Origin of the sequence: Pseudomonas sp. NFACC08-1 (assembly GCF_900106735.1) — a bacterium.
Classification (GTDB): domain Bacteria; phylum Pseudomonadota; class Gammaproteobacteria; order Pseudomonadales; family Pseudomonadaceae; genus Aquipseudomonas; species Aquipseudomonas fluorescens_Q.
The window spans coordinates 601,779-625,722 of sequence record NZ_FNNL01000001.1 but is presented as its reverse complement, the minus strand read 5'-3'; the positions used below and the strand labels follow the sequence as shown (position 1 = coordinate 625,722).

Genomic DNA, 23,944 nt, shown 5'->3' with positions numbered 1-23,944 from the left:
GGTATTGAATCGAGAATGAATAAAATGGAACTGAAAAAAGGCGAGCATTTTCCCTCACCCACCCGCCCCGGGGCAATGACAGATAGTCATCCTTGGGCGTTTTTCCGGCAGATAAAGTCGCATTCACCAGGTGAAACCTTTCCGCTGATGGCTTGTAGAGTCAAGCACAGGCTGGGAAGTGCCATTTATCCAGCAATATCAAAACTTTTTGATATTGAACTTGCGGTGATCCAAACCCCTCACTAGACTGCCCCACTATGAAACAGACTGCCGCACTATGAACTTACCTGCGCCTTCCATTCGCCATGACGACTGCGATGAGCTGGCGGCCCTTTGCAAGGCCGGCGGCGATCCGTTGCGGCTCAATGTATTGCGCGCCCTGGCCAACGACTCGTTCGGCGTGCTGGAACTGGCGCAGATCTTCGGCATCGGCCAGTCCGGCATGAGCCACCACCTCAAGGTCTTGGCCCAGGCGGACCTGGTGGCGACCCGCCGGGAAGGCAACGCCATTTTCTATCGCCGCGCCCTGCCCCACACCGACCTGCTGGGCGGCAAGCTGCACGCCGCGCTGCTGGACGAAGTGGACACGCTGAACCTGCCGACGGACGTGCAGGCTCGCATCGCCCAGGTACACGGGCAACGGGCCGCCGCCAGCCAGGACTTTTTCGCCCGGGTCGCCGAGAAATTTCGCGCCCAGCAAGACCTGATCGCCGGTCTGCCGCAGTACCGCGAAAGCGTCGTGGCACTGCTCGACAAACTAAGCTTCGAAGCCACGGCCACGGCGATCGAAGTCGGCCCCGGTGATGGTGCTTTCCTGCCGGAACTGGCGCAGCGTTTCAGCCAGGTGACGGCGCTGGACAACAGCCCGGCCATGCTTGAACTGGCGCGCCAGGTGTGTGAACGCGAGGCCCTGGCTAATGTCAGCCTGCAACTGGCCGATGCATTGGATGGCATGAGCTTGCAGGCCGATTGCGTGGTATTGAACATGGTGCTGCATCATTTCGCCGCGCCGGCCGATGCACTCAGGCACATGGCCGGCCTGCTGCAACCGGGCGGCAGCCTGCTGGTGACGGAGTTATGCAGTCACAACCAGAGCTGGGCCAGGGAGGCCTGTGGCGATCTCTGGCTCGGATTCGAACAGGACGACCTGGCCCGCTGGGCCACCGCTGCGGGCCTCGTGCCCGGGGAAAGCCTCTATGTAGGCTTACGCAATGGTTTCCAGATCCAGGTTCGCCACTTTCAGCGGCCGACTGGCGACACTCACCAACGGTAACTTGTAGGAAAACATCGAGATGAGCGAATACTCCCTTTTCACCTCCGAGTCCGTGTCTGAAGGGCATCCGGACAAAATCGCCGACCAGATTTCTGATGCGGTGCTGGACGCCATCATTGCTGAAGACAAGTTCGCCCGCGTGGCGTGCGAGACTCTGGTGAAAACGGGCGTGGCGATCATCGCCGGCGAAGTCACCACTTCGGCCTGGGTCGACCTGGAACAGATCGTCCGCGACGTGATCCTCGGCATTGGCTACAACAGCTCCGACGTCGGCTTCGACGGCGCGACCTGTGGCGTGATGAACATCATTGGCAAGCAGTCTCCCGACATCAACCAAGGCGTTGATCGGGCCAAGCCTGAAGACCAGGGCGCCGGCGACCAGGGCCTGATGTTCGGCTACGCCAGCAACGAGACCGACGTGCTGATGCCGGCCCCGATCACTTTCTCGCACCAGTTGGTCCAGCGTCAGGCCGAGGCCCGCAAATCCGGCCTGCTGCCTTGGCTGCGCCCGGACGCCAAGTCCCAGGTGACCTGCCGTTACGAAGGCGGCAAAGTGGTCGGTATCGACGCCGTGGTCCTGTCGACCCAGCACAACCCTGACGTGTCCTACAAAGACCTGCGCGAAGGCGTGATGGAGCTGATCGTCAAGCACGTGCTGCCTGCCGAGTTGCTGTCCAAGGACACCCAGTTCCACATCAACCCGACTGGCCAGTTCATCATCGGCGGCCCGGTGGGCGACTGCGGCCTGACCGGTCGCAAGATCATCGTCGACAGCTACGGCGGCATGGCCCGTCACGGCGGCGGCGCGTTCTCCGGCAAGGACCCATCGAAGGTTGACCGCTCGGCGGCCTACGCCGGCCGTTATGTAGCCAAGAACATCGTCGCCGCCGGCCTGGCCGAGCGCTGCGAGATCCAGGTGTCCTACGCCATTGGCGTGGCCCAGCCTACGTCGATCTCGCTGAATACCTTCGGCACCGGCAAGATCGGTGATGACAAGATCATCAACCTGGTCCGTGAAGTGTTCGACCTGCGTCCATACGCCATCACCACCATGCTCGACCTGCTGCACCCGATGTACCAGGACACTGCCGCCTATGGCCACTTCGGTCGTACGCCGCAGACCAAGACCGTGGGTGACGATACCTTCACCACGTTCACCTGGGAAAAAACCGACCGCGCCGACGCCCTGCGCGCCGCTGCCGGCCTGTAATACCGGCGTGTAAAGAAAAAGCCCCTGGCGACTGGGTCGCCAGGGGCTTTTTTTGTGCCAAAAGATAACCCTGTGGCGAGGGAGCTTGCTCCCGCTGGGGTGCGAAGCGCCCCCCCTGCAACCCTCAGGAGTATTGGGTTGCCTGGGTGGTTAGTTGGGGTTGCTTCGCAACCCAGCGGGAGCAAGCTCCCTCGCCACAGGGGACCCTCAGTGAAGTTAGGTCCTGCGTGCCACCAACAAAAACGAAGCCGCACTGGCCAGCAGCCCCGCACACATCCGATTGAACAGGCGCTTGCCACTGGGCCGGGCGAATAGCCGTCGCGCGTAAATGCCCATGTAGCAATACAAGCCGATGGCGATGCACTCCAGTGCCAGGAACAAACCACCCAGCACGGCGAATTGTTGGGTGACGGTGCCCGCACGGTCGACGAATTGCGGCAGGAACGCGGTAAACAACAGGATCGCCTTCGGATTGCCGATCGCCACCAGGAACTCCTGACGCGCCAGGCCGGCCCGGCTCATCGACGCAACCACGGTTTCGCTGCCGGCCTCGGGCTGGGCCCGCCACAATTGCACCGCCAAATAGAACAGGTAACCGGCACCGACGAGCTTGATCCCCAGGAACAGCAACTCCGAGGTGTGCAGCACGGCGGTAAGCCCCACCGCTGCCAGGGCGATCATGATCGCAAATGCCAGCAATCGACCAATGCCGCCACTGCACGCCCGGACGAAGCCATAACGCGAGGCGTTGCTGATGGACAGCAGGTTGTTCGGCCCCGGCGCCATGTTCAGCGCGAAGCAGGCCGGGATGAAAACAGCGAGCGTCGACAGTTCCATCGGGAGCATTCCAGGCAGCGGCGAATCGAAAGTCCATTCTGCGCCGGCCGTTGACGAGGACAAGGCACAGTTGCGCGACTAAATCGCCTCGCACTGTACCGCCGCGATTTTGCCACCAGGCCCCGCAAAATCCGGTAACGCTCCGGGCCTCGCAACTTCCGGGACGGTGGCTAGCCTTCAGTACTCAACCAAGCAAGGATGCTTCGATGCCACCGTTTTTGTATGCACTCGCCTGTCTTGTCTTCATTGCCATTCCTGCGCTCGCCGCGCCCTGCCCCGATTGGCCCACTGAGCGCGCCCAGGCCGAGATCGCCGCGCGGCAGCAGCAAATCGACACCTGGGACGACAGCTATCACCGCCTCGGCCAATCGCTGGTGGCCGATGAACTGTATGATCAATCCCGCATAGAGTTAGGCCAATGGCGCCGCTGCTTCAACCTCGCAGCGCCCAACGATCCGCTGCGCTCAACGGGCGGGAAGATACCGCACCCCGTGGTCCACACCGGCCTGGAAAAGCTTAAGGACGCCGACGCCGTGGGGGCTTGGTTACGGGGTCGCAAGGACGTCTGGGCGCAACCGAAAGTCGATGGCGTGGCGGTAACCCTGGTCTATCGCAAGGGTCGCCTGCATCAGGCAATCAGCCGCGGCGATGGCGTGCAAGGGCACGACTGGACCCCGAATGCGCGCAAGATCGGCGCCATCCCACAACGGCTGCGCCAGCCTCTGGACCTGGTCGTCCAAGGCGAGTTGTATTGGCGCTTGCTCACCCATGTCCAGGCCAGTAGCGGCAGTCTCAACGCCCGGGGGACCGTGGCGGGCCTGATGGCGCGCACGAACATGACGGCGCAGGAGGCGGCGGACATTGGCCTGTTTGTCTGGGACTGGCCTGAAGGGCCGGCCACCCTGCCAGAACGGATGGCCGCGCTGAATGAACTGGGCTTCGCTGACACGCTCCATTACAACCAGCCTGTCCAGGTTCTGGCCGATGCCGAGCACTGGCGCGACCATTGGTACCGCACACCGCTGCCATTTGCCAGCGACGGGATCGTCCTGCACCAGAGCCGCCGCCCACCCGCCGACCGCTGGCAGGCCAGGGCGCCGTTCTGGAGCGTGGCCTGGAAATACCCGTATGCCCAGGCGCTGGCCGAAGTGCGCAAGGTGCACTTCAAGGTCGGTCGTACCGGACGCATCACGCCCGTACTGGAGCTTGAACGTATCCGGCTCGACGACCGGTGGATTCGCCGGGTAAGCGTCAGCTCCCTCAAGCGCTGGAAGGAAATGGACATTCGTCCCGGCGACCGGGTCGCTATCAGCCTGGCCGGGCTGACCATCCCACGACTCGACAGCGTCGTGCTGCGCAGCGCCGAGCGGCAGGACCTCAACGTCCCTGCGCAAACCGACTATCACTTCTTGAGTTGCTGGCAACCGACAGCCGGCTGTGAAAGCCAGTTCCTCGCACGACTGGGCTGGCTCAGTGGCAAACAAGGGCTTGCCCTGCCCCACGTCGGCCCGGGCACCTGGGAAAAGCTGCTGGCCGCCGGACGACTCGACGGATTGCTGGATTGGATGACCCTCGATGCCGCCGAGCTTGCTAATATTGCCGGCTTCGGCGAACACAGCAGCACCCGCCTGCTCGCCAGCCTGCACAGCGCCCGGCAACGCCCTTTCGCGCAATGGCTCAAGGCCCTGGGCCTGCCGCCCGCTGGTGAGGCCCGGCTGGAAGGGCCGTGGCAGGTGCTGGTCGAGCGCAGCACCGAACAATGGCAAGCCGAGGCCGGTATCGGACCGGGACGCGCCGCGCAACTGAGCGCATTTTTTCGCGACCCGCAGGTGCAGGCCTTGAGTGATGTATTACGCACTGCCGGGGTCGACGGTTTTTAATCCGGGCCCTGTGCGGTTGAACCCAAGGGGCAAGCATGCGTTCCAACAGCGCATCTGTACCGACCGCTCGAGATTTTTTACGGAGTTGCTATGAATTTCCTGTCCCCCGTTGCCCTGCTGGTCTTATGCAGTGCCATGGCCGCCCCCTTGATGGCGGACGAGCAAACCCCGGAGCTCACCGGTTGCGCGGCCAAGCGCCAGGGCATCATCAACCAGATCGAACTGGCCAAGTCCCGTGGCAACCAGGACCAGCAGGCAGGCCTGGAAACGGCGCTGGACGAAGTCACCAGCCATTGCACCGATGCGTCCTTGCGCAAGGAGCGTGAAAACAAGGTGCTCGATGCCAAGCACGAGGTCAGTCGGCGTCAGGCCGACCTGGAAAAGGCCATGAAGAAAGGCGACGCCGAGCGGATCAACAAACGCAAGGACAAGCTGGCAGCCTCCCGCAAGGAACTGCAGGAAGCGGTGGATGAGTTGGATCAGTAGCAGCTGCAAGCTGCAAGTGTGGAGCTTTGAGCTTGCCGCTTGAAGCTTGAAGCTCGCAGCTGCTTTCATTCAATGATCGCGAAACTCTTTATGGCAGGCGCTGCACGCATCCTCGACCTTTTGCACCGCCGGCCCCAAGTAACTGGCCTTGTAGGGCTGAACGTTGCTGGCGGTCACCAACTCACCGGTGGCGGCTTCAAGGTGGCGGGCCATTTCCTGGAAACGCGCCTGCTTTTGCCAGACTTCATCCCGGGCGCTGGTGTGGTCTTGCTCGCGCACTTGCGGGAAATGTTTCCACGGCTCATGGGAGAGTTGATCCAGTTGCGCCGCGCCTTCGGCAAATCGTGGGCCATCGAACGGGACCCGGCCACGCAACATGCCGCCCAATTCTTCGTTGGTCTTGAGCATCTGCTTGAAGATCGCCTTGCGCTGGCCAAGGGGAGAATTGGGGTCGACGCCGCCACAGGCGGACAACATCAGGCAAGCCAGCACTGCCATGGAAAATCGTTTTACAAACATCTTGGCCTCGGGGCAGGAAACGGCGGTTAGTATCCTCGGGTCATCGGCAAAGACCAATGGCCTTATCAACAATACGGGTTATTCAGGCGCCCTAGACAGCGTTCGAATGACTGCAAGGGAAATCTTCATGAACAGCCGCTTCAAGACCTGGCACAAAGGCCTGGCGTTGACCCTACCGCTGATCGCACTGTTGGCCGGTTGCAATCGCGGCGAAAAGGTCGAAGAACCTCAGACCCACGCCCTCGCCACCTATGTCAGCGTACCGTGGGAGGCCTTGCCGGCGGTGTCCGATGAAGACCTGCTGGCCGGGTTCGGTTCTTGGCGCAGCGCTTGCACCCGGCTCAAGGCCGATGCGAACTGGGGGCCGACCTGCGCGGCGGCGGCCAATGTGCCGCAAACCGCACAGGATGTACGCAATTTCCTGAAACAGAAACTGGACGTCTATGGCCTGCGCTCGGGGGACAACAGCCCCAATGGCCTGATTACCGGCTACTACGAGCCGGTCTACCCCGGCAGCCTCACCCAGACCGCCACGGCGAATATCCCTGTCTACGGTGTGCCGGAGGACATGATCATTGTGTCGCTGGACAGCATTTACCCTGAACTCAAGGGCAAACGCCTGCGTGGCCGCCTCGAAGGCCGCGTGCTCAAGCCATACGACGACGCGGCCACCATCGAAACCAACGGAGTCAAGGCACCGATCATCGCCTGGCTGACCGACCCCATGAACCTGCAATTCCTGCAAATCCAGGGTTCGGGACGCATTCGACTCGCCGATGGCCGCCAGCTGCGCATCGGTTATGCCGACCAGAACGGCCACCCTTACCGTCCCATCGGGCGCTGGCTGGTTGAACAGGGCGAGCTGAAGAAAGAAGACGTGACCATGGGCGCCATCAGTGCCTGGGCCAAGGCCCACCCGAACCGTATTCCCGAATTGCTGGGCAGCAACCCCAGCTACGTGTTCTTCAACCGTAACCCCGACAGCAACGAAGGACCGCGAGGCTCGCTGAATGTACCGCTGACAGCCGGCTACAGCGTGGCGGTGGACCGCAAGGTAATTCCGCTGGGCAGCCTGCTCTGGCTATCCACCACCCGACCCGACGGCAGCACATTGAACCGGCCCGTCGCCGCCCAGGACACTGGCGGTGCAATTGCCGGCGAAGTGCGGGCGGACTTGTTCTGGGGCACAGGCGAGGCGGCCGGACAACTGGCCGGGGACATGAAGCAACAGGGGCAGATCTGGATGTTCTGGCCCAAGGGCATGGCGTTGCCGCAAGTGCCACAGGTGGCGAATACGGTTACCGCCAATCCCTAGGGAATGGGCTGACTGTGTCGACCCCATCGCCAGCTTGCTCGCGATGGGGCCAGCACCGACTCCGGGATTCCGCCGCCAGGTTCAGACCGAAACGAAGAAGAAACTCAACACCAACCCCACCCCCACGAACCACACCAGCGAACGCAGAATCGCCCAGTCAGCCAGATAGCAAATGATGTAGAGCAGGCGACTGGTGATGAACAGCACCGCCAGCACATTGATGGTCACCAGCTCGGCATTGCCGGCCAGGTGCGCGACGATCACGGCGGCGGCAAAAAAAGGGCTGATTTCAAAGCTGTTCAGTTGCGCCGCGTATGCCCGCCGGGGAGCGCCTTCGAGTGTGTCCAGAAAGTCCCGAGGGTCGTGGTTATCTGCCAGCCTGTATCTTCCACCAATCTTGGCAATGGCGACGCACAGGTAAGGCAGGAGAAAGGCAATCAAAATACACCACAGGGCAACCGTCATTGACGCAGTTCCTTCTTTGAGTTTTATAGAAAATCGCGAGTTCGGGCGCCGGTCAGAACTTCATCACCAGCATGCCAACCAACACCAGCCCGCAGGCTAAGAGCCGCGGCAAACCAAAAGGTTCTTTCAAGTAACGCATGCCGAACAGCACCACCAGGATCACGCTGATCTCCCGCAGGGCCGCCGCCTCGGCAATCGACCCCAGCTGCATGGCCCACAGCACCAGAGCGTAGCTGAATAACACGCAGAATCCGACCGCCAACCCCAGCCGCCACTGCTCACGCCAGAACCGCATGAACGCCGGCCGCTTGCCTACCAACGCCAGCAACGGGAATGGCCAGGCGCTGAGCAGCGTGACCCAGACCAGGTAATCCAGCGGATGGGACCAGCGTCGCAAGGCATGGCCGTCAATGAAGGTGTAGCAACCGATGCACAGGCCGATCAGCGCCACCACCGGCAGCATCGACCAGGGCAACCGCGCCCCGCCACCGCCCTGCCACAACAGGCAGAGCATGCCGAACGGGATCAGCAGGATGCCGAAGATTTGCTGGGTCGTCAGCGCCTCACCGGCAAAGATGAAAGTCAGGGCCAGCACCACCAGCGGCGACAGGCCGCGCATCAGCGGATAGACCAACCCCAGGTCACCGACCCGATACGCCTGGATCAGCAAATAGCGATAGAGCAGCTCGAACACCGCCGACGCCAGGATCCACGGCCAGATCGCCAACGGCGGCAATGCCACGAAGCCCAGGGCCAAGGCGACGAACAGCAACGCAACGCTGTCCATGCAAGCCACCACCAGCAAACGCTCGCCGCTGAACTTGATCAGCGTATTCCATGCCGCATGCAACAGCGCCGCTACCAACACCAAGGCCGTTGCAAGCACGGCACGCTCCTTATCCATTCAGAGAATTGATTCGCCATCCATCAGCAGCCGTTTATACTGCTAGCGACCACGCCGCACTCAGTTGCGCATAAGCCTATTCCAATAATTCTGCTGCTGTCCTGTTCGTTCGAACCAGGACGCCGGCATGCGTATGCCTGATCAGAGCGTCAAGACTACAGACAGAGACCCTGCGCATGCCACTCGCCTTGCTTGCTTTGGCCGTCGCCGCTTTCGGCATCGGCACGACTGAATTCGTCATCATGGGCCTGTTGCCCGATGTCGCCCGTGACCTGGCCGTGAGCATTCCCCAGGCCGGGCTGCTGATCACTGGCTACGCCCTGGGCGTGGTGTTCGGTGCGCCGATCCTGGCGATTGGCACCGCCAACATGCCACGCAAGGCCACGCTGCTGGGCATGACCCTGATGTTCATCCTCGGCAACGTGCTCTGCGCCCTGGCGCCGAACTACGCCACGCTGATGGCCGCCCGGGTCATCACCGCGCTGTGTCACGGCGCCTTCTTTGGCATCGGTTCGGTGGTGGCGGCCGGATTGGTGGCGCCGAACAAACGGGCCCAGGCGATTGCGATGATGTTCACCGGCCTGACCCTGGCCAATGTGCTGGGCGTACCGCTGGGCACAGCCTTGGGCCAATACGCCGGCTGGCGCTCGACCTTCTGGGCGGTGTCGGTGATCGGGGTGATCGCCGCCATTGCCCAATGGGTCTGGCTGCCCAAGGACATCCCCATGGACAAAGCCAACCTGGCCAGCGAATTCAAGGTCCTGGGCAAGGCCAACGTATTGCTGGCCCTGGGCATGAGCGTGCTGGCCTCCACCAGCCTGTTCAGCGTATTCACCTACATCGCGCCCATCCTGCAAGACATCACCGGCGTCAGCCCCCATGGCATCACCGTCATGCTGCTGTTGTTCGGGGTCGGCCTGACGGCGGGCAGCTTCCTCGGCGGACGCCTGGCCGACCGCCGCCTGCTACCCTCGCTGGTGGGCATGGCCCTGGCCGTGGTGCTGGTGCTCGCCGCGTTCAGCCAGACCAGCCAGTCGGTGATTCCGGCAGCGATCACCCTGGTGTTGTGGGGCATCTTCGCCTTCGCCTTGTGCCCGATCCTGCAATTGCTGATCATCGACCAGGCCTTTGAGGCGCCGAACCTCGGCTCGACCTTGAACCAGAGCGCCTTCAACCTCGGCAACGCGGCCGGGGCTTGGATCGGTGGGTTGGTGGTGGCCAGTGGGGCTGATCTGGCGGACTTGCCGTGGACGGGGGCGGCTGTCGGCGGCCTCACGGTATTGACGGCTTTGTTCTTTATTCATCGACAACGACGCTTGGCGGCAATCGCTGTCTGAGCGTGTAGGAAATTTGCCCCAGCACCTCGATGAATGGGCGACACGTTCAGTAGGGCCTCAACCCAGATCCGTGCGGGCTGTTTTTACCTGCCCGTCAAAAAGCCCATTCCAGAGCGCTCGCTTCGAAATCATGCGAGCGCCGTTCGCGGACGGCTGATGTTTTTCCAATTGAGTAATGACGCAATCTGCCTTCAGGTTTTGTTTACAGTTCGCGCCTCCGCCCTAGGTACAAGGAACGAACCTGAATGCCCATATCCCCGATCGTCCTTTCTTTCCCTACCGGTCAGAAGCCCATCCAGACATCGCCAGAAGTCGTCGACAATGTATATGACGGTCGCGACTTCGATTGCGAGGACAACGTACTTGCGGACCTGAAAAACCCACGCGTACTGGTACGCGGCGCGACTGAACAGTCGATAACCATCGTCGAACATGACGATGGTGTCGTACTCATTATTGGTCGCCCCCCTATCGGTCGATTGGCCATGAGTGGGGGTGGCGTCAAGGGAGCCGCCTTCTCCGGCGCCATCGAGGCACTCGAAGCTATGGATATCATGAAGTCCATCCATACGATTTCAGGCTCTTCCGCAGGGGCCATCTCGGCTGCTCTGCTGGCCAGCGGAATGAACCATAAGGGCTTCGACCGGATCTCTGACAAAATTTCCCTTATTCAATTGCTCGACAGTGATAAGGCTGACGTTAAAGCCGAGCAAAGAGAGTGGTCGCGGATGGGCGAGAACATGAAAGCCCTCCCCATGGTGCAACTGCTTTGCAATCTATTGCCACGCCTGGGTACCAAAGGTACGGAGCTGGAAAAGCTGATCAGGGAAGAATCCTGTGCGGCGTTCGTGGCGTTGTGTAAAAACAGGACAGGGCTTACCGAGTTAGCGCAAAAGGCTATTGCCGATGTGCAGACGCGCAATTACGTCACCTTCCGCGACCTGGAGATCCTGAGCAAGGAGGTCAAGGAGATCAAGGCCCTGGAGATCACCGGCACCGCCATGTTCAAGGAAGGCGCGCAACTGGTGGTTTTCAGTGCGGAGCTGACCCCCGACATGGACATCGCCAAGGCTGCGCATATCTCCGCAGCGCTGCCGATCGTATTCAGCAAACCGACCGAGCAAGGGCTGCCGTTCCAAGAAAGGAAGGAGGAAGGCAGCGATGAAGGCATCGATGAGGTCACGGCATTTGCCGATGGCGGTATCCTGCGCAACACACCGATCCACGGACTCGGCGACCCCGTGACCAGCATGAGCGCGATACCGGATGAGGAGTCGTTGATTCTCGTATTCGAGTCCGTACCCTCCAAAAAAAGCATGCACGGCACAGGTCTATCGGCCTTCGCCGACTGGTTCCTTGGAGCCCCTCATGCGGCGAGCTCTGCCCACGATGCCAAACGAATGGAAGATTTCGAGAAGCAGATCGTCACCGTGCTGCTGAACACCAAGGAAGGCGATCGCCGTGGAATGCTCAAGGGAACACTCGCCTTCGACATATCCGAGGAGAGCAAGAACTATCTTCAGGAAGAGTTGCGCAAGGAGACCTTGAAACATTTGGATAAGCGCGGAGCCGCACGAGAAACCCATCCCCTCCCTTCGCTCGACACCGCCCTGCTGGCATTGAATGACAAGCTGTTCATCCAGTTAGGTGCGCAGTTGGAAGGCAACGAAACCTATGCCGAGGTGAAAGCCTTCAGACAGGCTGCGCTGACAGCACTGTCGGAACTGAAAGTCGCGATCACGCCCTCCGGCCTTGAGCCGACCCCGGAGCTACGCAACGCCATTCTGAACCTCGACGTCGTGGCGGATACTCCCGACAAGGTGGAGTGGCTGGCGAAACGCATCACTCACGACAACGATCCGGATTTCATGTACTTGCTTCAGGCTGCTGTTCGTTGGGATCGCGAAGCTTCTGACGCAGCTCGCCGAGCCGTAGAGAAACTGAACCTCGGAAATGATCAGGACCTCATCCAGCACCTGCAGGCCGCGGCTCGCAGGGAAATCCGCGCATCTGCTCATACCCCCCAGGTGATCCGCCAGGCCGTCGAGGAAATGAATAGACGGGACATCGCCACCCGTGCCGCTAACGTCGTGCAACACGTGCTGTACCGCTCGCTCTTTCGCGGCGGCCAGCCTGGCTCGAACATCACACTGTTAAGCCGCGCCATTCACGATCTAAACGATGTACAAAACAAATACGCGTTCAACAACGTACTCCTGCGGGTCATCCACAACTACAAGTCGCGCTCTACGGGATTGTCCAACCCTAAATCAACCACCATCAATGATCTGCGCGAAAGATTGATCCACTGACGGCCCATTCACGCCGGGAGCCCGCGATCAGGCTCCCGTTCATTCCGAGTCGTTGCGCTGTTTTACCGGATCTGACGGCTTGCCTTTGGGTGGGCCCACTTCACTACGAATCTGCGCATGGCTGATCAGCGCAAAAATAAAGCTACCACCGATGATATTCCCCGCCAACGTCGGTCCGGCGAACACCATCCAGAAGTCCTCCCACGACAACTGCCCGGCAAAGACCAGATACGACACCTCGGCCGAGCCGACGACGATGTGGGTGAAATCCCCCAGCGCCATCAGGTAAGTAATCAGAGTGATGATCCACATCTTGGCGCTTTCCATGGATGGGATCATCCAGACCATGGTGGCGATCATCCAGCCGGAAATGATGCCCTTGGCGAACATCTGGCCAGTGTCGTTCTCCATCACCTTGCGGCCGATTTCCAGGAAGGCCTGGTCGGTGCGCGGGTCGAAAATCGGCAGGTGCAGCATCACGTAGGCCACCAGCAAGGTGCCACACAGGTTGCCCACCAGCACCACGCCCCAGAGCCGCAACAGCCGACCGAAGTTGCCCAAGGTGGGTTTGCTCATGATCGGCAGCACGGCGGTCAGGGTGTTTTCGGTGAACAACTGCTGGCGGGCGAGGATCACCGCGAGAAAGCCGGCGCAGTAACCGAAACTGGCGATCACCTTGAAGCCTTCGTGGTCCGGCAACCGGGAGTTGAGCAAGCCCATCGCCATCAGCGACAGGCCCATGGTCAACCCAGCCGCCAGGGCCGACCACCAGAGCGCGGCGATACTGCGCTCCAATTCCTGATTACCCTGGGTGCGGATGATTTCATGCAGCACCGCGGCCCGTGGCGGCTGGTTGCGGTCGACTTCGTGTTGCTCCTGGGCCGAAAGGTCAGGGGTCTTGCCTTCTTCATGGGTGTCCATACAGCTCCTGAACCGGTGGCGTGATGTACCTACGACACGCGGCGTTCGGCGCTGTTCAGTCACCTGGGCCTGAAACCGCTATCGATCTCACTCGACGACAGCATCCTTGAACTGATCCTTGACGTACTTGATCTCGGTCCGCCCGTGAGGCGCCGGCAAGCCGTCTTCGCCGAGGTTGACGAAGACCATCTTCTCCACGGTCAGGATGCTCTTGCGGGTGATTTTGTTGCGCACCTCGCAGGTCAGGGTAATGGAAGTACGGCCAAACTCGGTGGCGGTGATGCCCAGCTCGATGATGTCGCCCTGGCGCGAAGCGCTGACGAAATTGATTTCCGAGATGTACTTGGTGACCACGCGCTGGTTACCCAGCTGGACGATGGCGTAGATCGCCGCCTCCTCGTCGATCCAACGCAACAGGCTGCCGCCGAACAGCGTGCCATTGGGATTGAGGTCTTCGGGCTTGACCCATTTGCGGGTGTGGAAATTCATGTTCACTCCTGAGTGTCTGGCCGATGAATGCCTGCATCATGGCAGACCAGGCTGCCCGGCTCTACGTCGCGGGCCCTATGACGATCATCGGCAATTTCGATTTGCCGACAGAAACCCTTTTGGAAGATCCGATTAGCCCGTTATAATCGCCACCGCTTTACCCGGTCCACCCGTTGGACCGTTCCCGCCACCTGTCCGAGGGGCGCTGCAGCAGGCTCGACCTGTCAGGCTCGGATAGGGCGTTGTTTGTACGGGGGCTCCCCGCACGGACACTAAACGCACAACGGCGCCCATTCGCATACATTACGAATGGAGACTCTTCATGAGCGCTGTTATCACGCCTGCCGATTTTACCGACTACAAAGTCGCCGACATGTCCCTGGCTGCCTGGGGCCGTCGCGAAATCATCATCGCCGAATCCGAAATGCCAGCCCTGATGGGCCTGCGCCGCAAGTATTCTGGCGAACAGCCATTGAAGGGCGCAAAAATCCTCGGCTGCATCCATATGACCATCCAGACCGCCGTGCTGATCGAAACCCTGGTTGCCCTAGGTGCCGAAGTACGTTGGTCGTCCTGCAACATCTTCTCGACCCAGGACCAGGCCGCTGCCGCCATCGCTGCCGCCGGTATCCCGGTATTCGCCTGGAAAGGCGAGACCGAGCAAGAGTACGAGTGGTGCCTGGAGCAGACCATCCTCAAGGATGGCCAGCCATGGGACACCAACATGATCCTCGACGACGGCGGCGACCTGACCGAGCTGCTGCACAAGAAGTACCCGGCCGTGCTGGAAAACGTCCACGGCGTGACCGAAGAGACCACCACTGGCGTGCACCGTCTGCTGGACATGCTGGCCAAGGGCGAACTGAAGATCCCGGCCATCAACGTCAACGACTCGGTGACCAAGAGCAAGAACGACAACAAGTACGGCTGCCGTCACAGCCTCAACGACGCCATCAAGCGCGGCACCGATCACCTGTTGTCGGGCAAGCAGGCGCTGGTGATCGGCTACGGTGACGTGGGCAAGGGTTCGGCCCAGTCCCTGCGTCAGGAAGGCATGATCGTCAAGGTGTCGGAAGTCGACCCGATCTGCGCCATGCAAGCCTGCATGGACGGTTTCGAGCTGGTTTCGCCGTTCATCGACGGGATCAACGACGGCACCGAAGCCAGCATCGACAAGGCCCTGCTGGGCAAGATCGACCTGATCGTGACCACCACCGGCAACGTCAACGTCTGCGATGCCAACATGCTCAAGGCCCTGAAGAAGCGCGCCGTGGTCTGCAACATCGGTCACTTCGACAATGAAATCGACACCGCTTTCATGCGCAAGAACTGGGCATGGGAAGAAGTGAAGCCACAGGTGCACAAGGTTCACCGCACCGGTACCGGCAGCTTCGACCCACAGAACGACGACTACCTGATCCTGCTGGCTGAAGGCCGCCTGGTTAACCTGGGCAACGCCACCGGCCACCCAAGCCGCATCATGGACGGCTCGTTCGCCAACCAGGTCCTGGCCCAGATCTTCCTGTTCGGCCAGAAATACGCCGACCTGTCGCCGGCCCAGAAAGCCGAGCGCCTGACCGTGGAAGTACTGCCCAAGAAACTCGACGAAGAAGTGGCCCTGGAAATGGTCCGCGGTTTCGGCGGCGTGGTCACCAAGCTGACCAAGCAACAGGCTGACTACATCGGCGTGACCGTCGAAGGCCCGTTCAAGCCGCACGCTTACCGCTACTGATCGGCGCGGCTCCCCCAGGGGGAGCCGGCTCTTTGTGGGAGCGAGCTTGCTCGCGATGCAGACACCTCGGCCCAACTGCCGGAGCGAGGCGATGGCAATCGCGAGCAAGCTCGCTCCCACACAAGCCTGAGCGCTTCACCGGCCTACGAGTTTCCAAGGATATGACCATGTCCCAAGACCGTCGCTACAGCTTCGAGTTCTTCCCGACGAAGACCGATGCTGGGCATGAAAAACTGATCGCCACTGCCCGTCAGTTGGCCAGCTACAACCCCGACTTCTTCTCCTGCACCTATGGCGCCGGCGGCTCGACCCGTGACCGCACCCTGAACACCGTGTTGCAACTTGAAAGCGAAGTCAAAGTCCCGGCCGCCCCTCACCTGTCTTGCGTGGGTGACAGCAAGGACGACCTGCGAAGCCTGCTGACCCAGTACAAGGCCGCTGGCATCAAGCGCATCGTTGCCCTGCGCGGCGACCTGCCGTCAGGCATGGGCATGGCCAGCGGCGAGCTGCGCCACGCCAATGACCTGGTTGAGTTCATTCGCGAAGAAACTGGCGAGCACTTCCATATCGAAGTCGCGGCATACCCGGAAATGCACCCCCAGGCGCGCAATTTCGAAGACGATTTGCGCAACTTCGTCCGCAAGGCCAATGCTGGCGCCAACAGCGCGATCACCCAGTACTTCTTCAACGCCGACAGTTACTTCTACTTCGTCGAGCGCATACGCAAGTTGGGCGTCGACATTCCTGTGGTACCGGGGATCATGCCGATCACCAACTACAGCAAGCTGGCGCGCTTCTCCGACGCCTGCGGTGCAGAAATCCCACGCTGGATCCGCAAGCAACTGGAAGCTTATGGTGACGACACGTCGAGCATCCAAAGCTTCGGCGAGGAAGTCATCACGCAAATGTGCGAGCGATTGTTGCAAGGTGGAGCCCCGGGGCTGCACTTCTATACCCTGAACCAGGCCGAAGCCAGCCTGGCGGTATGGAACAACCTCAAGCTGCCGCGTTAACAGCCAATACCGTGGTACAAAAGGCCCTGGTGAAAACCAGGGCCTTTTTTTATCCAGTTGTCGTGAGGGTCTTCGGCCCCGAATGGATGTGTTTGCCTCGGGACAAATACCGCGAAGCCTTCGATCTGCACCGACTGCAAGTAAAAGGCAACTAAGGCGCGAGCCAGAGCGCTCTAGCTATTTGAGGAGTTCTCGTCGTAACCTCAGGCCATGCCCGTTATTGCCCGGTTACTGACAGCCCTTCTCCTCTTGTGCCTGAGCATGACTGCCCGGGCCGAGAAGTTGCGCATTGTCACCGAACCCTGGGCCCCGTATGTCTACGAAGAGAACGGCAAGATGCTGGGCCTGGACTACGAAACCACGGCCATTGTCTTCAAGCGCCTGGGCATCGACGTGGAATGGCAGTTCCTGCCGTGGAAGCGTTGCCTGGTGATGCTGGAGCAGGGGTTGGCGGACGGTGCGCTGGACATTTTCCACAGCGATGAACGCGATGCCATGCTGCTTTACCCCAGCGAACCGCTGTCGGACGTAGAGTTCGTGATGTTCTACGCCAATGCCCGGCCCCATCCGTTTCGCACGCTCGATGACCTGCGCGGCCTGACCGTCGGCACCTCACCCGGTTATCTCTACAGCCAGGCCTTCAGTGAGTCGACCCTGTTCACCCGGGAAACGGCGCCAACCCACGAAGCCAATTTCGGCAAGTTGCAGTTGGGACGCATCGACCTGCTCATCACCGACCGCAGGGTGGGCCGACATGTGCTCGAACACATGCAGTTGGGCGACCAGATTACCGAAAACCCGATGGTCGTGAGCCGCCAAAGCCAATACCTGGCGGTGCGGCGCAATGCCGGGATGGATTTGCTGGTGCAACGCTTCAGTGCCGAACTCAAGCGTTTCAAGCGCGAACCCGCCTATGCCGAACTGAGCGCCCGCTACGGTGCCGGCCCAGTGGCCAAGGTCATCTCGCCCGGCCTGGGTCAACGTTGAAATAAACCGTTGAGCAGCAGGAAAGCGGCGCACGGCGTTTGCTCTGTTATACTCCGGCCTTCCCGCCAGGCTCACGCCCGGACGCCCGGTCTTGCAAAAGGCATCCCGACACCGCTACAGCGCAGCTTCCAGCCCGCGCGAGCCCTGTCCGGACCCGTCTTTCAGACCCGGCAGGACCGGACGGGATGACGTTTCCATGTTGAACGTCATTCGCGCCAGGCAAGACTATCCCATTGGGCCAGGCCCTCACTAAAACAGGATTACTCATGTCCTTTGCTTCCCTCGGTCTCTCCGAGGCTTTAGTCGGCGCCATCGAAGCCGCCGGCTATACCCAGCCTACCCCCGTGCAACAGCGGGCCATTCCCGCCGTGTTGCAAGGTCGTGACCTGATGGTCGCGGCGCAGACAGGTACTGGTAAAACCGGCGGTTTCGCCCTTCCGATCCTGGAGCGGTTGTTCCCCAACGGTCACCCAGACAAGTCCCAGCGTCATGGCCCGCGCCAACCGCGCGTACTGGTCCTGACCCCAACCCGCGAACTGGCGGCCCAGGTACACGAGAGCTTCAAGGTCTACGCTCGCGACCTGAAGTTCGTCAGCGCCTGCATTTTTGGCGGCGTGGGCATGAACCCCCAAGTCCAGGCCATGTCCCGTGGCGTCGATGTACTGGTGGCCTGCCCCGGTCGCCTGCTGGACCTGGCCGGCCAGGGCAGCGTCGATTTGTCCCACGTGGAAATCCTCGTGCTGGACGAAGCCGACCGCATGCTCGACATGGGCTTTGTCCATGACGTGAAGAAAGTCCTCGCTCGCCTGCCCGCCAAGCGTCAGAACCTGCTGTTTTCGGCGACGTTCTCCAAGGACATCACCGACTTGGCTGGCAAGCTGCTGCACAACCCGGAGCGCATCGAAGTCACGCCACCGAACACCACGGTCGAGCGCATCGAGCAACGCGTCTTCCGCCTGCCGGCCAGCCACAAGCGTGCTCTGCTGGCGCACCTGATTACCGCCGGTGCCTGGGAACAGGTCCTGGTGTTCACCCGCACCAAGCACGGCGCCAACCGCCTGGCCGAGTACCTGGACAAGCATGGCCTGCCGGCTGTGGCGATCCACGGTAACAAGAGCCAGAACGCCCGCACCAAAGCCCTCGCCGACTTCAAGGCCGGCGAAGTGCGCATCCTGGTGGCCACCGACATCGCGGCCCGTGGCCTGGATATCGACCAACTGCCTCACGTGGTCAACTTCGAACTGCCGAACGTCGATGAAGACTATGTGCACCGTATCGGCCGTACCGGCCGGGCCGGTCGCTCGGGCGAAGCGATCTCGCTGGTCGCACCGGACGAAGAAAAGCTGCTCAAAAGCATCGAGCGCATGACCAAGCAGAAAATCGCCGATGGCGACCTGATGGGCTTCGATGCCAGCACCATCGAGGCCGAGAAGCCTGAAGTGCGCGAACGTCCGGACGTGCGCAATCCGCGCAATGCCCGTGGCCCGCGTGGCGACGGTCCGAATGGCGGCGGTGGTGGCGGTGGCCGCAAAGACAAAGGCAAGGACAAGGGCAAGGAAAAATCGGCCAGCAACAGCAATGGCCGCGGCGAACGCCCAGCCCGCGAACAGAAGCCCCGCGAAGGCACTCCAGCCCGTGAACAGCAGCGTCCAGCCCCGCGCGCCGCGGCTGATCGTGCCCCGGACGAGTTCCTGGACGACGATATCGATAACTTCGGTAACCGCGTCGACTACGTGCCCCAGCAGAAACCGGCCCAGGGCCGTGGTCGTCGCCCGGGTGCCCCGGCACAGGGTGCAACTGCAGGCGCGCCGCGCAGCGGCCAGCCACAAGGTCGCCAGAATGGCCCGCGCAACAGCAACGGCTCGTCCACCGGCACGCCACCGGCCAAGCGCAGCGGCCCACGCAACGGTGCCCCGCGTGACGGTCAGGCTCGCCGCGATGACACCCGCCCGCGCCGTCCGGCCCGCGAGGACCAGCCTCGTCAGGAACCCGCCGTGCAGAACCCGCGCAGCAACCAGCCGAAGATCATGCACAAGGAATCGAAAGCCGATCGTTTCCCGACGCCTGAACAGCTGGATCAACTGCCAAGCCGTCCACGGGGCGAAAAACCGGCATTGCTGACGCGCAATCGCTGAGTTTTTCCAAGCGTTGAAAAAATGCCCCAGGTCTCGCGACCTGGGGCTTTTTTTGGTCCAACACAATTCCAAATGTGGGAGCGAGCTTGCTCGCGATAGCGGTATGTCAGTCAGCATCAAATCGACCGGCAAGACGCCATCGCGAGCAAGCTCGCTCCCACAGGGTTTTCTGTGCTGCCCGAATCCGCGTAATAAAAAACGCCCCTGATCGCAAGACCAGGGGCGTTTTTTGTCAGTGCGAAGGTTACTTCGCTTTGACACCTTCAAACGAGATGTACAGCTCAACGGCGTCGGATTGTGGACCCAGGTCCATCATCTTGCCGAAGTCGGAACGCTTGATGCTGGTGGTGCCCTCGAAGCCGGCACGGTAGCCGCCCCATGGGTCCTTGCCTTCACCCAGGAAGGTGGCCTTGACCACGATTGGCTTGGTCACGCCGTGCAGCGTCAGGTCGCCGGTCACGTCGGCAGTCTCTTTGCCAGCGGCATTCTTACCGGTGGATTTGACGCTGGTGGACACGAACTTGGCATCGGCGTACTTGGACACCTCCAGGAAGTCCTTGCTGGCGATGTGCTTGTCGCGCTCGGCGTGGTTGGTGAACACGCTGGCGGTACGTACGTTGAACTCGATCTTGCTGTCTTCTGGCTTGGCGGCGTCGAAGCTGAACTTGCCGTCGATGTCCTTGAAAGTACCGGTGATGTAGCTATAGCCCAGGTGGCTGATCTTGAAGTCGACGAAGGCGTGCTGGCCTTCCTTGTCGACCACGTAGTCGGCAGCCATGGCCTGGCCGGCTGACAGCAGGGCAGAACCGATTGCCAGGGCGGCGAGCGTCTTTTTCAACATGCTTTCTATTCCTTTGGAGTCGAGGTTGAACATCAGGCTTGGCGTCCCAGCATGCGCTTGAGGGTCGCGTCACGGTCGATAAAGTGGTGTTTCAATGCTGCCAACGCATGGAGGCCGGAGAAAATGACCAACGCCCATGCCAAGTACAGGTGAATCTCGCCAGCGACGTCTGCCTGATCGGGCAGTCCGGACACCAGCGCGGGGACTTCGAACAAACCAAACACCGGGATCCCGACACCGTCTGCGGTGGAAATCAGGTAACCGGCGATCATCACGGCGAACAACCCGAGATACAGAGCACTATGGCCAAGCTTGGCGCCGACGCGGGTCAGGCGGCCATAGGTTGGCAGGGTCGGTGGTGGTGGGCTGACGAAACGCCAGATCACCCGCAGCAACATGACTGCCAGCAGCACCAGGCCAATGCTCTTGTGCAGGTCTGGCGCGTCTTTGCGCCAGGTGCTGTAGTAATCCAGGCCGACCATCCACAGGCCCAGGGCGAACAACCCATACACCACCAGCGCAATGCCCCAGTGCAGGGTGATACTGACCCAGCCATAACGAGAAGAAGAGTTGCGTAGCTGCATTGCTCATATCCTGTAAAAACTGCGTCCAAGACTAGCGAGTTATCTATCGATTTAAAGCGGAAATTTTCGCTTTGAAATATCGAGAAATACGATGATCAGTCTGGGAGAGGTGGGTTAAGGAAAGATTAAAGGGGGAAATGGTGGGTGATGGCGACCGGCGCAAGCAGTGATCGCGTGATGGAAAGGGCCCTATCGCAGCCTGCTCACGGCGGTTTTGTGCCATGAAGCATGTGTATTAAGGAGCCTAGGGCCGATGACTGGTGCGCTCTATCACTTCCATCCTGTTAATAGGTGGGAAGTTTCCGATATATCGCCGCGGCGTATAGGACGTTGGCGCTCGTTGTACAACGCCGGGCTCTGGGTGTGGCGATGAATCCGTGGCGAGGGAGCTTGCTCCCGCTTGAGTGCGAAGCGCTCACAAAAAGGGGCTGCTACGCAGCCCAGCGGGAGCAAGCTCCCTCGCCACAATGATTCAGACAAGCCTTGAGCGAACAGTGCTAGACCCTTGAGCCGCGCTTTAGGTGGCGGCGCCGGTACGCTCGATGCTGGATAAAAAACACGGCCCTTGAGCCCAATGCGGTTCACTCAAGAAAAATGATGGCCCTGTGGCGAGGGAGCTTGCTCCCGCTCGGCTGCGAAGCAGTCGTAAACCGGCAGGTGCGGTGTATCTGATGCTCCGCATTTGGCAGGTTTTGGGGCCGCTTCGCGGCCCAGCGGGAGCAAGCTCCCTCGCCACGGGTTTGTCGATTGCCTTAAGTGAACAGCATTAGGTCCTTGAGCCGCGTTCTTTCCGCCTGATCGTTACTGAGCCTTCGTCTCAGTAGCCGTCGTCGGTTTGACTGCTGGCTTCTTCACCGGCTCGGCCTTTTTTACCGGAGCCTTGGCCGGGGCTTTTTTGGCTGGGGCCTTGGCCGCCGGTTTTTTCGCCGCAGGCTTGGCCGTGGCTTTCTTGGCGGGTTCGACGTTCACCGGGGCAGGCGCGGGTGGCGCTACCGGGGCAGGCGCTGGGGCGGGTGTCGGTGCAGGCGCTGGAGGCGGCGCTACCGGCTCCGGTGCCTTGACCGGCTCCGGCTTCTTCTCGTCATCCGAGCCACCGAACAGGTTGCTGAAGAAGTTGCCCTTCTTCGCCGCCACGGCACCGGCAGCTGCCGCCGTTGCAGCAGGCGCGACCTTGGCCGGTTCAAACGACTTGCCCGCCGCCAGGTCTTCAACCTGGCTGGCGGCCCGCTGGCCGCTGCGCAGCGCGCCTTCCAGGGTGCCCGGATACAGGGTGTCGGTGTGTTCACCGGCAAAGGCTACGCGCTGCAACGGCTTTTCCCACAGGCGCCAGTACTTGCTGATCTGGCCCGGACCAAAGGCCAGGTACGCGCCGCCCATGGACGGGTCGGTGCTGTAGCGGCGGATTTCATAGCCGGTGAACGCGCCACGGGCCTGGGGATAAAACGCGTGCAGACGGATCAGTACCTGGTCGACCATCTGCTTGTCGCCGAACGCCTGCATCACCCGGGCGTTGTCGCCCGACAGGTTGATGACCACGTTGGCGCCGCCCTTCATGGCCGGCTCGATCCACATCATGCCCAGGCCAGTGTTGCTGTAGATCTCGCCAGACATGCGCGCCTTGCTGTCCCAGACCGGGGTCTTGAACTTGAGCATGATCTGGTCGCGCCAGCCGTAGTTGGTGCCCTTGATCGCGCCTTGATGCTGGGCATCCAGGGCCGGGGTCAACTGGATCTTGTTCAGCGCCCGCAGCGGCACCGCCAGCACCACGTAGTCAGCCTGATAGCCAACGGCGCCAACCTTGACGGTCACCCCGTCCTTGTCCTGGGAAATGGCCGACACGGGCGAATTGGTCTTGATGGTTTTCAGTTGCTTGACGAACGCCTGGGCCAGGGTCGGGCTGCCACCCAACAGGCGCGAGGCCCGCAGGTCGCGGTCGGACACGCCACGATAGACGCGGTTCTGCTGGGCGAAATACAGCAGCGACAGACGCGAAGGCTCGTCGTAACGGGTGCGAATCTCCTGGTTCACCAACTGCCGCGCCGTGGCCGGCAGTTGCAGACGGTCGAGCCAGTTGGACACGGTGATCTGGTCCAGCGCGTGCAATGTGTTGTTGGCCGCCGGGTTCTGCGGGTCTTCGATGGAGCGCGCCAGTTCGTCCAGGGTGGTTTCGTAGCGCTTGAGGGCTTCAGCCGTGGCCGGCTGTTTGGTCGCCAGGTCCGCAGCGGTGAAGTAGGTGCCGTCGATCAGGTAGCTGGGGGTGCGGACGAACTCCGGCGCCGGCGTGGTGCTCAGCTTGAATGTGGAGACGTATTTGTTCAGCACCGGCTGGGTCTTCTCGTTGCCGATCCACTCACTGGTGGCCATGCCCGAACGACCGCCCAGGCTCGGCTTGGCTTCCAGCAGGGTCACGACCCAGCCTTTGTTCTGCAGCTCATAGGCCGCCGTGAGTCCCGCCAGGCCGCCGCCGATGACGATGGCCGTCGGTTGCTTGTCCTTGGCCAGCGCCGAAACGCTGAACAGCCCTATCATCACCAGCGCACAGGCGCGCAGCCAACCAGCAGACATTCAACGAACTCCGGAGTAAACGTAGGTAATTTCAGTTTTTCGAGCCAGACAGCCCAGAAGAGCCGCGAAGAATACGTCAGCCATCAAAGCGCCGCCAGCGGCGTCTATCGCCTCGCTCAAAGTCGCCGCGATGACACAA

Annotated in this window: 20 protein-coding genes, 1 pseudogene and 1 riboswitch; of the genes and pseudogenes, 12 read left to right on the top strand and 9 right to left on the bottom strand. The window is 61.2% G+C overall.

Annotation, left to right across the window (positions count from 1 at the left end):
* The first annotated feature begins 15 nt into the window (after positions 1-15).
* Genes BLU76_RS30385 through metK form a run of 3 tightly spaced genes read left to right on the top strand, consistent with a single transcriptional unit; the run spans position 16 to position 2,483 of the window.
* Positions 16-246, top strand: coding sequence for a hypothetical protein (locus BLU76_RS30385; RefSeq protein WP_139197653.1), 231 nt, complete (start codon positions 16-18; stop codon positions 244-246).
* A gap of 31 nt (positions 247-277) precedes the next feature.
* Positions 278-1,273, top strand: coding sequence for an ArsR/SmtB family transcription factor (locus BLU76_RS02925; protein ID WP_092150763.1), 996 nt, complete (start codon positions 278-280; stop codon positions 1,271-1,273).
* 19 nt (positions 1,274-1,292) lie between these two features.
* Positions 1,293-2,483: a methionine adenosyltransferase gene (gene metK, locus BLU76_RS02920; protein WP_003177547.1), complete on the top strand. Its 1,191-nt coding sequence runs from the start codon at positions 1,293-1,295 to the stop codon at positions 2,481-2,483.
* 216 nt (positions 2,484-2,699) lie between these two features.
* Here the strand turns inward: metK and BLU76_RS02915 are convergent, their stop codons facing one another.
* Positions 2,700-3,320: a LysE family translocator gene (locus BLU76_RS02915; protein WP_092221432.1), complete on the bottom strand. Its 621-nt coding sequence runs from the start codon at positions 3,318-3,320 to the stop codon at positions 2,700-2,702.
* A 206-nt stretch (positions 3,321-3,526) separates the two neighbouring features.
* Here BLU76_RS02915 and ligB point away from each other — a divergent pair, with 206 nt between their 5' ends.
* Positions 3,527-5,200: an NAD-dependent DNA ligase LigB gene (ligB, locus tag BLU76_RS02910; RefSeq protein WP_092221430.1), complete on the top strand. Its 1,674-nt coding sequence runs from the start codon at positions 3,527-3,529 to the stop codon at positions 5,198-5,200.
* Positions 5,201-5,290: 90 nt separating this feature from the next.
* Complete coding sequence (locus BLU76_RS02905; RefSeq protein WP_063323998.1) at positions 5,291-5,686, top strand: DUF1090 domain-containing protein; 396 nt, start codon at positions 5,291-5,293, stop codon at positions 5,684-5,686.
* Between the two features lie 69 nt (positions 5,687-5,755).
* Here the strand turns inward: BLU76_RS02905 and BLU76_RS02900 are convergent, their stop codons facing one another.
* On the bottom strand, positions 5,756-6,205 hold the full coding sequence (locus BLU76_RS02900) for a c-type cytochrome (protein WP_063323997.1): 450 nt from the start codon (positions 6,203-6,205) through the stop codon (positions 5,756-5,758).
* Positions 6,206-6,332: 127 nt separating this feature from the next.
* On the opposite strand from BLU76_RS02900, the gene BLU76_RS02895 reads away from it, so the two are divergent.
* Positions 6,333-7,520: a murein transglycosylase A gene (locus BLU76_RS02895; protein ID WP_092221428.1), complete on the top strand. Its 1,188-nt coding sequence runs from the start codon at positions 6,333-6,335 to the stop codon at positions 7,518-7,520.
* An 81-nt stretch (positions 7,521-7,601) separates the two neighbouring features.
* Here the strand turns inward: BLU76_RS02895 and BLU76_RS02890 are convergent, their stop codons facing one another.
* Together BLU76_RS02890 and BLU76_RS02885 are read right to left on the bottom strand one after the other, a co-directional pair.
* Positions 7,602-7,985 (bottom strand): MAPEG family protein, encoded by a 384-nt coding sequence (locus BLU76_RS02890; protein ID WP_063323995.1) that lies wholly within the window; start codon positions 7,983-7,985, stop codon positions 7,602-7,604.
* 52 nt (positions 7,986-8,037) lie between these two features.
* Positions 8,038-8,871, bottom strand: coding sequence for an EamA family transporter (locus tag BLU76_RS02885; protein WP_092221588.1), 834 nt, complete (start codon positions 8,869-8,871; stop codon positions 8,038-8,040).
* Between the two features lie 194 nt (positions 8,872-9,065).
* Here BLU76_RS02885 and BLU76_RS02880 point away from each other — a divergent pair, with 194 nt between their 5' ends.
* A complete protein-coding gene (locus BLU76_RS02880; RefSeq protein ID WP_092221426.1) occupies positions 9,066-10,226 on the top strand; it encodes an MFS transporter in 1,161 nt (386 codons plus the stop codon).
* Positions 10,227-10,471: 245 nt separating this feature from the next.
* Positions 10,472-12,538, top strand: a complete 2,067-nt coding sequence (locus BLU76_RS02875; RefSeq protein WP_256572626.1) for a patatin-like phospholipase family protein — start codon at positions 10,472-10,474, stop codon at positions 12,536-12,538.
* A 39-nt stretch (positions 12,539-12,577) separates the two neighbouring features.
* On the opposite strand, the gene BLU76_RS02870 is transcribed toward BLU76_RS02875, so the two are convergent.
* Positions 12,578-13,459 carry a formate/nitrite transporter family protein gene (locus tag BLU76_RS02870; RefSeq protein ID WP_092221424.1) on the bottom strand — a complete coding sequence of 294 codons (882 nt, stop codon included), beginning with the start codon at positions 13,457-13,459 and terminating at the stop codon, positions 12,578-12,580.
* Positions 13,460-13,546: 87 nt separating this feature from the next.
* Complete coding sequence (locus BLU76_RS02865; protein ID WP_003206420.1) at positions 13,547-13,948, bottom strand: acyl-CoA thioesterase; 402 nt, start codon at positions 13,946-13,948, stop codon at positions 13,547-13,549.
* 191 nt (positions 13,949-14,139) lie between these two features.
* Positions 14,140-14,247: riboswitch (S-adenosyl-L-homocysteine riboswitch) on the top strand.
* Between the two features lie 23 nt (positions 14,248-14,270).
* Between BLU76_RS02865 and ahcY the strand changes: the two genes are divergently transcribed.
* From ahcY to BLU76_RS02845, 4 genes and pseudogenes are all read left to right on the top strand, one after another.
* Complete coding sequence (gene ahcY / locus BLU76_RS02860; RefSeq protein ID WP_063323991.1) at positions 14,271-15,680, top strand: adenosylhomocysteinase; 1,410 nt, start codon at positions 14,271-14,273, stop codon at positions 15,678-15,680.
* Positions 15,681-15,847: 167 nt separating this feature from the next.
* Positions 15,848-16,693: a methylenetetrahydrofolate reductase [NAD(P)H] gene (metF, locus tag BLU76_RS02855; RefSeq protein ID WP_092150742.1), complete on the top strand. Its 846-nt coding sequence runs from the start codon at positions 15,848-15,850 to the stop codon at positions 16,691-16,693.
* A gap of 210 nt (positions 16,694-16,903) precedes the next feature.
* Positions 16,904-17,685 (top strand): annotated as a pseudogene (locus tag BLU76_RS02850) (substrate-binding periplasmic protein).
* 261 nt (positions 17,686-17,946) lie between these two features.
* Positions 17,947-19,815, top strand: coding sequence for an RNA helicase RhlE2 (locus BLU76_RS02845; protein WP_170862076.1), 1,869 nt, complete (start codon positions 17,947-17,949; stop codon positions 19,813-19,815).
* A gap of 244 nt (positions 19,816-20,059) precedes the next feature.
* Here BLU76_RS02845 and BLU76_RS02840 read toward each other — a convergent pair whose 3' ends face one another.
* From BLU76_RS02840 to BLU76_RS02830, 3 genes are all read right to left on the bottom strand, one after another.
* Entirely contained in the window at positions 20,060-20,656 is a 597-nt protein-coding gene (locus BLU76_RS02840; RefSeq protein ID WP_063323987.1) for a YceI family protein, read from the bottom strand.
* A 32-nt stretch (positions 20,657-20,688) separates the two neighbouring features.
* Positions 20,689-21,240, bottom strand: a complete 552-nt coding sequence (locus tag BLU76_RS02835) for a cytochrome b (RefSeq protein ID WP_092150736.1) — start codon at positions 21,238-21,240, stop codon at positions 20,689-20,691.
* Between the two features lie 801 nt (positions 21,241-22,041).
* Positions 22,042-23,805: a flavin monoamine oxidase family protein gene (locus BLU76_RS02830; RefSeq protein ID WP_092221422.1), complete on the bottom strand. Its 1,764-nt coding sequence runs from the start codon at positions 23,803-23,805 to the stop codon at positions 22,042-22,044.
* Between the last annotated feature and the right edge of the window lie 139 nt (positions 23,806-23,944).

Coding starts and splice junctions, on each gene's coding strand:
- BLU76_RS02830 (WP_092221422.1), bottom strand. CDS start 23,805: ATGTCTGCTGGTTGGCTGCGCGCCTGTGCGCTGGTGATGATAGGGCTG.
- metK (WP_003177547.1), top strand. CDS start 1,293: ATGAGCGAATACTCCCTTTTCACCTCCGAGTCCGTGTCTGAAGGGCAT.
- BLU76_RS02845 (WP_170862076.1), top strand. CDS start 17,947: ATGTCCTTTGCTTCCCTCGGTCTCTCCGAGGCTTTAGTCGGCGCCATC.
- BLU76_RS30385 (WP_139197653.1), top strand. CDS start 16: ATGAATAAAATGGAACTGAAAAAAGGCGAGCATTTTCCCTCACCCACC.
- BLU76_RS02880 (WP_092221426.1), top strand. CDS start 9,066: ATGCCACTCGCCTTGCTTGCTTTGGCCGTCGCCGCTTTCGGCATCGGC.
- BLU76_RS02840 (WP_063323987.1), bottom strand. CDS start 20,656: ATGTTGAAAAAGACGCTCGCCGCCCTGGCAATCGGTTCTGCCCTGCTG.
- BLU76_RS02890 (WP_063323995.1), bottom strand. CDS start 7,985: ATGACGGTTGCCCTGTGGTGTATTTTGATTGCCTTTCTCCTGCCTTAC.
- BLU76_RS02925 (WP_092150763.1), top strand. CDS start 278: ATGAACTTACCTGCGCCTTCCATTCGCCATGACGACTGCGATGAGCTG.
- ahcY (WP_063323991.1), top strand. CDS start 14,271: ATGAGCGCTGTTATCACGCCTGCCGATTTTACCGACTACAAAGTCGCC.
- BLU76_RS02915 (WP_092221432.1), bottom strand. CDS start 3,320: ATGGAACTGTCGACGCTCGCTGTTTTCATCCCGGCCTGCTTCGCGCTG.
- BLU76_RS02905 (WP_063323998.1), top strand. CDS start 5,291: ATGAATTTCCTGTCCCCCGTTGCCCTGCTGGTCTTATGCAGTGCCATG.
- BLU76_RS02835 (WP_092150736.1), bottom strand. CDS start 21,240: ATGCAGCTACGCAACTCTTCTTCTCGTTATGGCTGGGTCAGTATCACC.
- BLU76_RS02895 (WP_092221428.1), top strand. CDS start 6,333: ATGAACAGCCGCTTCAAGACCTGGCACAAAGGCCTGGCGTTGACCCTA.
- BLU76_RS02865 (WP_003206420.1), bottom strand. CDS start 13,948: ATGAATTTCCACACCCGCAAATGGGTCAAGCCCGAAGACCTCAATCCC.
- BLU76_RS02900 (WP_063323997.1), bottom strand. CDS start 6,205: ATGTTTGTAAAACGATTTTCCATGGCAGTGCTGGCTTGCCTGATGTTG.
- metF (WP_092150742.1), top strand. CDS start 15,848: ATGTCCCAAGACCGTCGCTACAGCTTCGAGTTCTTCCCGACGAAGACC.
- BLU76_RS02870 (WP_092221424.1), bottom strand. CDS start 13,459: ATGGACACCCATGAAGAAGGCAAGACCCCTGACCTTTCGGCCCAGGAG.
- ligB (WP_092221430.1), top strand. CDS start 3,527: ATGCCACCGTTTTTGTATGCACTCGCCTGTCTTGTCTTCATTGCCATT.
- BLU76_RS02875 (WP_256572626.1), top strand. CDS start 10,472: ATGCCCATATCCCCGATCGTCCTTTCTTTCCCTACCGGTCAGAAGCCC.